Raw genomic sequence first — 11,147 nt, 5'->3', positions numbered from 1 at the left:
TCTCTCTCTACTTATTTAGACATGCCTGCATGATTTGAGTTCATTCACCTTTGGTCTGACAAATGAAATCACTATATCTTCGAACCCAAAAAAGCACGACCTCGGCGCCTGGAGACGTCCCTACCAAGAGGTGCGCTCTCGATCTTTAGCCAGGACTATGCTTCGTCGGCCCCCGCAAGCAGCACCGTGTTGAGCAAGTTAAGCTCGTTTGAGGCCATGAAGTAAGCGCTTTCCATGGCCTGCGCGAACAATGCGGGGGCTCCGGTTGAGATGCTCGCCGCGAAGGGAGCATCCTCATATTGCGGAACGACGGGGAAGATCTGCCCGCGTCCGCCCAAGGTTCCGCGAAGCCCTGCGTACCAGTCCTCGGCATACTTCGGTCCCCGTCTCATCGTCGACGCTTGGGCTCCAGCTCCTCCCAGGGGCCAGTCGAGGGGTAAAGCCAGCCAGGTGCTCGTTCGACCGAGCTCCTTTTGCGTGACATGTTTCTGCGACAGGGAGGACTCCAAGACATGGAACAAGTCGCGTGCCGCACGTTGCAGCTGCAACCCGACGCTGCCGCTCTCGGTAATAGCCCAAAGCTGGCTGCGCAGCTCAGTCTCCATGGTGTCCCCACCCGTTGCACCTTCGAACCGAAAATGTTCCTTGTTTCTTAGCTCGGCCCAGTCCTCCAGCCATACTGGGCCGATGCAGTGGCAAATCTCGGGGAGCACCGAATCCTCTTGGATACCCGGCAGCAGAGCGGTGCCTGGCGCCGTCACGGCCGACACGAAGGCCTGTCGGCTCGCCACATCCGTCCAGCTCCGAAACCCAGTGACCACGCCCGGGTCGGCCTTGCCCTCCAGACGGTATTCCTTGAAAACGCGAACGGCCTGGTCATGCGCATTCTTGAGCAAGCCCTTGATCTCTTGGCTCCCCGCGCCACCGAGGTGTATTTGCGCCTCGCGCAAGAAGATCCCCAACGGCTCGGCGATAGAGGCCGCGTTCTCATCGCTGGCGATCGGCCCGACTGGAACCAACGAAAGCGGGCCGCGCAAGCCTGCATCCCCAGTGATCCGGGTCAGGACCGTAGCCCTGAGCATCATCACCAAGGTCAGCAAGTCGCTCACTCGCCGCAGCCAAGCTCGCCGGTCGTCTGCATCGAGCTCGACGGGGAGCCAGTCATCCACCAGCAGGGTCAATCGCCGCGGGCTGTCGTCACCAGATCGATACGCGCCGCTGTCCGGGTCCCGATAGCCCCCGCGCCCGCGATAGACCAGCTGGGCCAGCTCCATCAGGTTCGAGGCCACATCAAAGCTGGGAACCATCGCGATGATGTGTGTCGCGCGGGGAAACGATACCCCTCGCGCCCCGGATGAGGTCATCAGGAACACCCGGTGTCGATCCCGGCATTGCGCGGAGATCAACCGCCGGCGCTCTTTCTCCGGGACGCTGGAGTCCAGGACAGAGACGTTGTCCGCCGATAGCTCCGGCGCACCCTCTTCGCCCTCGGCCAACACAGCACTCTTGATCGCCCGCAGGAACGCCTTGTCCTGGGCGAAGAAGATGACTTGATCGGCACCGGTGTGCACCGCTTCGAGCACCTCGGCACAAGCACTGTCGAGGAGTGCGCCCTCGCCTTGCGATCGTATCCTCGCCCGCAAGGTCTTCTCCCGACCACGATCATCCTGTTCCCGCTCGATCCGGTGGAGCTTGACCCGATAGGCAATGTCCAGGCGGCTCGCCGGATAGCTGTTGGTCATGACGTGCAGCACCTGACCGTCGACGCCGAGCCCTGCGACCCGCGACACAGAAAGACGAAAAGGCTCCCGGCCCGCACATCGGGAGATGATCACCTTCTGAGGCGCCTCAGGCGCTGCCTTGAGGTAGCTTTCGAGCACCGCGTTGTTGCCCAAACTGGCATCGGCGATCACCAGCGAGACGCAAAACGGTGGCGTATCGGCCTGCTCGAACGGCTCGATGAACTGCTCGCTGAGCCAACGGCAGACATCCTTGACGAACAAGGCGCCGGCACCATCGCCAGCGATCTCGTCAACCATCACGACAATGGAGGGAAAGCGCTCGGCAAACCGCCTGCGCTCATTCAACCCGGGTCGGGTATTCGCATCGGACCGAAACAGCTGGGATAGACTCTTGATAGTGCTGCCCGTCGACGTGCGCCGATAGCTCTGAATCGAGGCAGTCAAGACCAGGCGCCTGGCATGCGGGTTCACCTCCGAGAGCGCAGCCGCTGCCCCCGCCAGCGTTCTCAGGACACCGGGCACATAGGCGCCGCGAAGCTCCTCAGTGCGCTCGTCCAATCCACGCTTGCGCGGCCCCCGGGCATACCAACGCTCCTTGAGCTGCGCCTCGATCTCCGGCCCGATGAACCAGGTGCTCGTGTTCTCGGGCAGGATCGCCCCGTCCACGCCGTCGACGACAACCGCCGCATCGATACTACGGTGATGCGCCTTGTCCGGACAAAGCTCGCGGAAGGCACTTGGGGCTTGGGTGATCAGGTTACCGTTGGTGGTGACGGTCAGGATGCCGGTCGCCCTGCCACCTTCGTCACGGGCAAACTTGTCCGTGACATCCCGATTGATCACCGTGCGCGGACTGAAGTACAGCATCAGGAATCCATCGCGGTCCCCGTTGGTCAGGTAGCGTTGCACCGCGGTGGTCTTGCCGATACCCGGATTCCCCTCCAGCACCAGTAGATTGAGCCTGCCGGGTCTCGCCGCCGCAAGTCCGGCCTCGACGGCTGCACCATGCAGGTCCCGCAACGTCACCACCCCGTCTTTTTTCCGCTGCCGCAGGAGGGGCGAAAGCATCGAGCGCGCATCCTCACCCAGAAATTCCGCAACCCTCGGATCATCGGGAACCTGGTCCAGCGCCTCGTTCACGGAGAACAGGTCGGTCGGACGATGAAAGTCGGTCAGAGGCTCCTCGAATGACCATTCGATCGGTTCTCCGGGCTCGGGCTCCTGCTCCATATCCTTGAGCTGGCGTCGAATCGACTTCGGCAAGCCCCGGACCAGGCGATGAAATGCGGAGCGGATCTCCGACAGCAGATGGTCCTCGGCATCGTCGTCGGGCACGCGCAGCTTGCGGCGGTACGCGGCACCCAGCTCCTTCATGAACTGGCCCCGTGGATCGGAAGATCCGGGGGTCAGGTCCGCCGACAGGCTCTCGACACCCCCAGCTGTGACAGCCAACACCTGGGCGTGAAGCGATTGGCGCTGCGGCTGGTCTGGGAGCAGTCCCGCTGTCCGCGAGGCATAGGAAGCACCCTGGCACAGCTTCAGAAAGGGCTTGTCCGGACCGGAGAAGGCTGTCAGATGATTGGCAAGCTCCGGAGATAGGGCCAGGTCAAATCCGTCGACCTCGGCACGCACGTGTGAGAACACGCCCCGCAGATCCAGCAGTCGCGCATAGCGGCCAAGCTCATCGACATGCGCCCGCTCATCGGAGAAGTCCGGGGCGCCGACCGGGGCGTTCAACGAGATCTCCAGCACCAGAAGCTGCTGATGGCGGCCTCTCGCATCGCCGAACAAGGCGGTGAAATCCGACCGTGCTGGGCCGCCTTGATGCGTCAGGCTACTGGTGCGCGCATCGATGCCGAAGGCCGAGCAGAACGCCTGGCTCGGGTCACCCCCCTCGTCTTCACCCGGCAAGGACAGCGGGCACCACAGCGAGCAAAGTTGCTTGGGGCGCTTCGGCGCTTGATTCAGCCACTCCCGCATGCAGGTCCAGCCGATCCCGTATCCCAGCAAGAGCAGATGGCGCACAACGCCGTCACAGAGGGTGCAACGTGCCTCGTCGTGCCAGTCCAAGGCACGCTGCACCCCCTTGTAGAGCTTGGCGGTACGCAAGGTGCGCCAGGGCTGAATCTCGGCGCGATCCGCTGCCAGAAGCCCCCGATGAATCAGGCAAGCGAGCACGCCACGCTTGACCGCGATCTCAAAGACGTGGCCCCAGGCCTCCGCCGGCTGCATGATGCGGTTCATGCTGCTCGCGGCGCGCGCAGCACCGCCCCGACCCGTGCCAAGACCGCCGGCAGCGACAGCACCACGTCACCGCGTCGCCGCGAGCGCATGACCACCACCTCACCCGCGGCCTCGGCGCTGCCGAGATCGCTCCAATGATGCGGTGCCAGGCAGGGGCGCAACTGCCCATCCTTCGGCTCGCGCTCGGCATGGAGGTAGTGCATGCCGCGCAGCACGGCGAGCAGCAGGTCCCGCAACGCCGGGTCGCGATTCTGTCCGATCAGGTTCGTCTGCGCCGCCAGCGACCACTCCAGGTCCTCGCCGGCCCGCGCCGAACTCTCGAGAAAATAGGTGCAGAACCCCGACTGTGGTCGCCGCTGCTCGTCACCCACGACCGACAGCGTGGCGAAGGTGTAGAAGGCGATCAACTCATCCCGCAAGCCCGACTCCGCGTCGTCCCAGAACGCCTCATGCTCACGCACCCTGGAGACCTCGAACGCGTGGCGACCGACCAGATCCCGCCGGCTGGTGACTCGGGTCGCCTGGAAGACATCGAGGCTCAGTGTGTAGACAGTCGCGTCCGGAAACTCCTGCGCCAGCCGACCGAGGAAGCGCCGATTGGCATGGGGCGCGTGCCGATTGGCCCCTCGACCGATCCTGCGCGCCCCGAAGTGATTCCAGAGCAGCATGATGTGGCGACAACCTTGGCTGTAGAGCCTGGCAATCTCCTCGAGGAGGATCGTCGGATTCTCGAACTCCCGAGCCGACTGCACATGGACGAGGTTACGCACATGAGCAAGGTGGAGGCCCGGTCCGGTACCGACGCCCAATGCATCGCTCGAAACAGCGAGATAAGTCCTGGCGCCGAACACGTGCTGGTCGCCGTCATGACCGGCTGGATCCCGACCGCAGGGTCGAGTGCTATAGCTCACCAACGCCACCGGGCTACCGGATGTCTGAGTGGGATGCCCGAGCCGGATCGGGAAGGCACTTTTTAACGCGGAGAAGGTGCCCCCCTGCTGCCACCGCAGCTCCGATGCGGCGACATCGAGCGCCAGTCCCTGCATGAACACGGGGGCGTCGATGCCAAGCACTTGCTCCACTGCCTGGGCAACGGCAAACAGGCCGTGACTGCCGGCGAACAAATCCTCGTCTCGCCGTGCGCCCCTGCCCTCAGACTGCATCCGCAAGATCAGCGTCCTCGGCGCCGACTCGCCGACGGTGAACCGCGCGCGGAGCACCCGCAGCACCACGTAGACGATGAGCGCGGTCGCGGTCACCGACGCGGCAAACTGATGGTCTGGGGCCGGCCCCTTCTGGCGCCCGCGCTGGCGCCGCAGCCAAGTCTCATCAATGCCGACGACGACTTCGGCACCTTGCGACCAAAGATTGAGCCGCTCCTTGCTCGCCCCTCCAAGGCCAGTCGGCCCGATCAGGATGGGGAGCACCGGCTCCTTCAAATCCCGCTCGCCTTGCAGCATCCAGGATTCGGAGCCGGCCGCCATACAGAGCGTGCGTTCGCGCAGACTGTAACTCGCCTTGACCGAGAACAGCACATCGGGCTCTGATGCAGGGTCTGTGGTCACGGCAACCGAGCGGTACCAGAGCGCCTGCTCATCCTGAGCCGATCCCCCCTCCGGCCGCGCAAAGACATCGCGCCCATCGACCGAAGCCGACAGCCGCTCCCAGTCGATGATGTTCTTCTTGACGCAGATCCACAGCTCCCGCGCGCGCTGCTGCGCGCGGTCGACGATCACGCTCCCCTTCTCCCGCAGCGCCTTGATCAAGCAGTTGGCGATCCGCTCGACGGTGCGCTCGCGCGAGGCCAACTCATTGACGAGCTGAAGCAGCGTGGAGCGATCGCCAGACGCAACCCGGGTAACCAGAGAACCGGCCAAGGTTTGCGGGTCGTCTCCCGCGTCCGACCCATCTGGGATGACGGCCAACAGGAAGACCAGCTCCGCCAGATGGCGTCCCAGTCTCGGATGCCCGCCCCCATCATCGGCCTCGAGCACAGCGCGGAGTCTCGCGATACGGTCGCCGAAGATGGTCCGACCGCGATCCGGAATCGTGCCATTGATGCGAAACCGGTAGCTCGCGTCCCGCACCATCCGTTCGCCTTGGGGAGCGGCCGAGCGCAGCTCGAACAGCTGGGTCACCGGCTCCGGCCAGACCGGCAGGCAGCGGAGGAATCCGACCTTGACCAGCTGATCATACAGGGTCGTCCGAGCCGAGCTCCCGAGCGCTGCGCTGGCGTCGATCGCCAGCTCCACATCGCCGGACAGAACGCCCTCGCGCAGGCGCGTCACTCGCTCAACGTAGCCGGCCAGCAGCGACGCCGAGGGATCGGAACTCCAGGAGTCAACCGCATCGCGGATCGCTCCCATGATCGCCAGACCAACATCGAGACGAGCCCGAGACAACGCATCGTCGCCAATGAAGCGCTGCATGCGGTGCGCTTGGCTCCCCTCGCGACCAGCCTCCTCGCGCAAACCATCGACGATACCTTCGATCTCGTCCGCATCGAGATCCGCCCGTTCCAGCTGCCGGAACAAGGGCTTGGCGAGATGATCGATCCAATCGCTGGAGTCCACCTCCTCGATGGCGGCGATCACCCGTGCGACATCCCGCTCCCGTTCCGCCCTTGGTCGTACCTGCGTGCTGTCGACGAACTCCAGCGGCGTGATCACCGACCCGAACGGCTGTGTCCCGTCGTCTTGGAACGGCAAACCGAGAGCCTGCGCCAGCCGCTTCAGGTAGTTCTCTCCGGTGGGAAGCTGCCCACCTTCCGCCGCTTGTCCCAAATTCGGCACCGCCGCACCCAGCGCGTTGCCGACGGCCTCCTCCAAGCCACGAATAGCCGCAGTCAGCGCCGCAGCACCTTCGCCGTGGATGTGCCCGCCGACCCTCTCCGCCTGCCCTTTACTTGGCGGAACGATGTCACGCAGGAATCCGGCACCGTCTCCAGCGCCAAAACCGCTGCGAAACTCGGGCGCCTTCGACAGCCGCTTGATCAGTTGTCCCGTGTCGACAATGATCCTTCGGCCATGCTGCGCGAACAGCGGTCGATCGGCCGTGTCTTCCGCCCGGTGCAGAACCGAAGCAGTCACCGCCTGTAGCAGGGCGACGAGATCGATCGAGGGGGGTGAAATGGAGGCGCGCGTGGACGCCGCGCCAGAGCGGTTCTGGCCCATGGTTGGTCTCCTGTTCGGCCTACATGGCCTCTTCGCGTCGCCCAAACGACCGATCTGGGTTGGCGGGATGGCAAATGTGTACCGGTATTGTAGGCCAGACAGAGTGTCTGTGAAAAAGACCTTGGATGGGCCTCCAAGACTCGGAGCACGGCGCAGACACTCACCTAACTTCGGTTCATGCTGCTTCCGCAGCGATACCGTGGGTCACTGCGTCGCTGGGCTCTCCGGATCCACAGAGCCGCCTATCGGAGAGAGCAATGCATCCTGTAGCTGTTCATAGTTCACAGTGCATCTCCCAGCCTGTCCCAGGGATCACCTCGGCTGTTCCAGGAATTCGCCCGATGAGGATTGGAAGGATCCGCAGTCGGAACCTTGCAAACGCCGAGACCTTTGGTCACTTCGCCAATTGCCCGAACACCGCATCGAGCTGCGCGTTCGACGTGACCGGCAGAACCTGCTTGCGCGTGGCCTCGCTGTTCAGCTCCAGCCGGAAGAAGCGCTCGCCGCCGGCCTTGGATGCCTGCTTGCGGATGAGCTGAACGCGATGGAATAGATGCCCGTGGCGCTCGGCGAAGCGGGCGAGACCCACTGCCTTCTCGAAGTTGTCCGCCAGACTCGGATCGTGGGGCTCCAGGATGTCGAAGCGGTAGCCGTCGTCGCCCTCCCCTCGCCGCACCACCACCAGGTCCGGAAACATCGGCCGCTCGGCGCCGCCGGTCTGGTACGGGATTTCCAACGACCAAGGCTTGCGGTCCAGGTTGCGGAGCCATCCGACCACATCCGAGTCAGCCAACTCCTCGGTGAGCAGCCCACGCTCCCAGCTCCCGAGATCGGCCCGGAAGCTGCCGTCCTCCTCCAGGTACAGATGGCGCTCGTAGCTCGGCGCCTTCTCGGTGCGACGAAACTCGATCCGGTCCGGTAACCGCCATTGAAGCTCCACCGGCTTCGCGGTGGCCAACCGCAAGCGTTCGTAGCGCCCGCGCTCCTTCTCCTTGAGCTTGGCCGTCGCGTGCTTGTGGATGTCGTAGAGGGCATCGAAGGCTGCCTCGGCACGGCCCTCCAGCCGGGCCATGACAGCGTGGTTTCGCGCGAGAACGATGGCTTCGACCTTCACGTCCAGGGCATCCCGGTCGGCGTGTGCATCCCAGTAGGCCTGATGCAGACCGTTTCCGAGGCGCAGCCCCGCCTCCTCGAACTGGCGGTCGATATCCGCCTCGGAGGCATCGATCTCGTAGTCCTCGCCCTCCTCGGCGACACCGCCGTCCAGGGTCGTGGTCTTGATCCCGATCCGCGTGATGGCCTCGGCAGACTTCTCGAAGCCCTCGGCCTCCTGGAGCCCGGCCAGCTCGGTATTCAGCCAGTCGATGACCTGGTCCTTGGCCTGCCCCCAGGCGGCCTGGTCGATCTCGTCGAGGTTCAGGCGCCGCGCGAGCCCGATGTAGCGCCGAAGATGGCTCTGGGCGCGGGCCGCGTTGACACGGTAGGTCACGAGCTCGGACATGGCCTCGAAGATCGCCGCGGCATCCTTGCGCCGGCTTAAGACCACCAGCTCGCGGGCGGAGCCCGTCTCCGCCGGCGGCGCCTGTTCAACGTTCTTCAGGTCCTCCACCACGGCCTTGACCGCCGCATCATCGAAATAAGGCACGAACAGGTGCACATCATTCAGGGCCGCATCGCGCTCGATGCGCCGTGCCAGCGGCGTGCGCACCATGCGCCCCAGGAGCTGAGCGATGTAGGTATGGTCCTCGGCCCGGCGGAAGGACATCATGACCTCGGCGCGCGGACAGTCCCAGCCGGTCGAAAGGCTGGTCTTGAAGAGGACCACGCCGATGTTCTTGTCCTCGTCGATGCGCGAGGCATCGACCCGCCGCACCTTGCGTCCGCCCAGGTCCATGTCGCCGCAATCGTGCAGGGCGTGGACCGCCTCGCCCTCGTGCAGGGGCCGGCCGATGGCCTTCTCGATCACGTCCAGCGCCAACTTGAGATCGGTCCGCGACACCTTCTTCTCGGTGCCGTTCTCGACCTGCACCACCAGAATCGGCCAAACCTTCTGTTCCTGCTCGGCCTCGCCGTAGGCGCCCCAGGCCTCGACCATGCGCGTCCAGGCGCGGGCCGCCTCCTCCAGCAGCGACATCTCGGACTGCCCGGCGATCTTAGGATGATGGATCGGGATACGCTCCTTCAGAAGCCCGGAGGCGCGCACATCGGCGACTGGAACCTGAACCTTGTGCAGGGTGTGAGGCGCATGCTCGAGGAGATCGGTGAAGCGCTTCGGTGTCGCCGAGACCCCGACCACCAGTGGCATGCGGATCAGACCCGAGTCGCTGTGCCCCAGCAAGAAGCGCTGCACCAGGGTCCGAGCCTCCTTGGCGAGCTTGCCCTCGGTCATGCCCCGGTGGGCCTCGTCGATCACCAGATAGAAGCGGTCCGGGATCGCACGGGCCGTGTTGGAACATGTCGCCCAGATCGGGTAGGTCCTGCCATCGCCCTGCCGGGTGAGGCGCTTGTCCTTGCCGAGCTTCTGTACATTGATGAAGTGGATCGCGCCGGGCTCCAGCAGCTCCTGGTCGAAGCCGGCGTCGATGGTCACCAGGCGATGCACGCCGATGCGGTCCGACACCTGGCTGATCCGACGCCGGGTCTGCTCGTTGAGCTCCGGCATGTCAGAGACCCAGAGGATCGCAGCGTCCGGCTGGGCGGGAAAGCTTGTTGCACCGAACAGGATGTCCTCGAACAACGCCGCCATCATCACTGTCTTGCCGCTGCCGGTGGGCGCCGAGAACGAGATCGCCTGCGGGTTCGCACTGGAGGCGTGGTCTCGGGCCATCAGCACCTTGGTGCGCAGCTGGGCCAGCGCCGTCTCCTGGAAGTCGAACAGCTCGAATCTCATCGGGCAACTCCTTGTCCGTCCATGCCGAACCGGTCGGTGTTGATCAGGAAGTTGTCCAGGTAGTCCCGGTAGAGCTGGACCGTCGTCAACTCGGGGCTGCCGGAGCGCAGTGCACCGACGACATCGGCGGACATCTCCTTGAAGGCGTCCTCGGAATCGGTGACCAGGTAAACACAGCGCAGTTCAACCCGGTCGGCCAAGGCCGCCAGCAAGCCGTTCAGGCTGCTTTCCTCCAACAGCACGGCGAAGGGATTCTCCGGCGGAGCAAAGAAGGCCGGCTCCGGATCGCCGCGTGCAAGCTCCGGCCGTGGTCCGATGGCGCCGGCCTTGAGCCACAGCAGCGGCAGGATCTCGCGGAACGCCCGTTTCAGCGCGACCCGATCCTTGTCCAGGAACTCCAGCTTGAAGTAGGCCAGATTCGCCGGGAAGCCCGCTGCCATCGGGCGCTTCTCCTCCTCCGGCACTAGGATCGGCCCCAGCAGGGCCTGGACCTCGGCCTTCAGTGCATCGAAACGCCTCTTGGTCGGGGTCACGATGTAGAGATCGGTGATGTGATCCTGCCCTTCCAGGGCCGCGAGCCAATCCTCGGCCGCATCATCGTCGAACAGCACACTGGCCTTGTGGTCCTCGGAAACGATGAAGGGACAGGGGTCCGTGACCAGGGTTTGCGGCAGGCCCTCGATTAGGGCCAGGAGCTGCTTCTTCTTCGCCGGGCGGTCGAGTGCCCTGGGCTCGACAAAGCCGATGTGCATCACGCGCCGAGGGCGCTCGCGATCGATCGTTTTGCCGGTCAGGTAGTCGCCGGGCAGAGGGGTCCCATCATCGCGGCACCCGCGAATCGTGGACTTCGACCGTGGCCAGGTCACGGCGCGGCAGATGCCCAAGGCTTCCCACTCGGCATCGCCGGGCTGAAATCCTTGCACCCGCAAGTCCTGGACTTCGCCACTGGAAATCTCGTTGTTTGTTACGAGGATGCACTTGCGGTGCCCACCATCCGTGGCGTTGAGGAGATTAACCGCATTTAGTACTACTTTGTTAGATTAATTCCGCTCCCCTGACTCAACCAGTATCATTCGCGCCGTCAGGATCATTATCCCT

4 protein-coding genes are annotated in these 11,147 nt (G+C 64.4%); all 4 read right to left on the bottom strand.

The genetic code is table 11. The annotated features are described in order from the left end of the window. Nucleotides 1-155: 155 nt before the first annotated feature. The gene (locus QZ588_RS16800; RefSeq protein ID WP_295544118.1) at nt 156-3,986 is read right to left on the bottom strand and encodes a helicase C-terminal domain-containing protein; all 3,831 of its coding nucleotides are present in this window, start codon (nt 3,984-3,986) and stop codon (nt 156-158) included. Further along, entirely contained in the window at nt 3,983-7,159 is a 3,177-nt protein-coding gene (locus tag QZ588_RS16795) for a hypothetical protein (RefSeq protein ID WP_295544116.1), read from the bottom strand. Before QZ588_RS16795 ends, QZ588_RS16800 begins: the two co-directional genes overlap by 4 nt. Before the next feature lie 394 nt (nt 7,160-7,553). Beyond that, nucleotides 7,554-10,049: a DEAD/DEAH box helicase family protein gene (locus QZ588_RS16790; protein WP_295544115.1), complete on the bottom strand. Its 2,496-nt coding sequence runs from the start codon at nt 10,047-10,049 to the stop codon at nt 7,554-7,556. Continuing rightward, the gene (locus QZ588_RS16785; protein WP_295544112.1) at nt 10,046-10,801 is read right to left on the bottom strand and encodes a hypothetical protein; all 756 of its coding nucleotides are present in this window, start codon (nt 10,799-10,801) and stop codon (nt 10,046-10,048) included. Before QZ588_RS16785 ends, QZ588_RS16790 begins: the two co-directional genes overlap by 4 nt. Between the last annotated feature and the right edge of the window lie 346 nt (nt 10,802-11,147).

Source organism: uncultured Thiohalocapsa sp., assembly GCF_913062725.1.
Lineage (GTDB): Bacteria > Pseudomonadota > Gammaproteobacteria > Chromatiales > Chromatiaceae > Thiohalocapsa.
The sequence above is the reverse complement of the archived record's forward strand: the minus strand, read 5'-3'. Positions and strand labels throughout refer to the sequence as shown.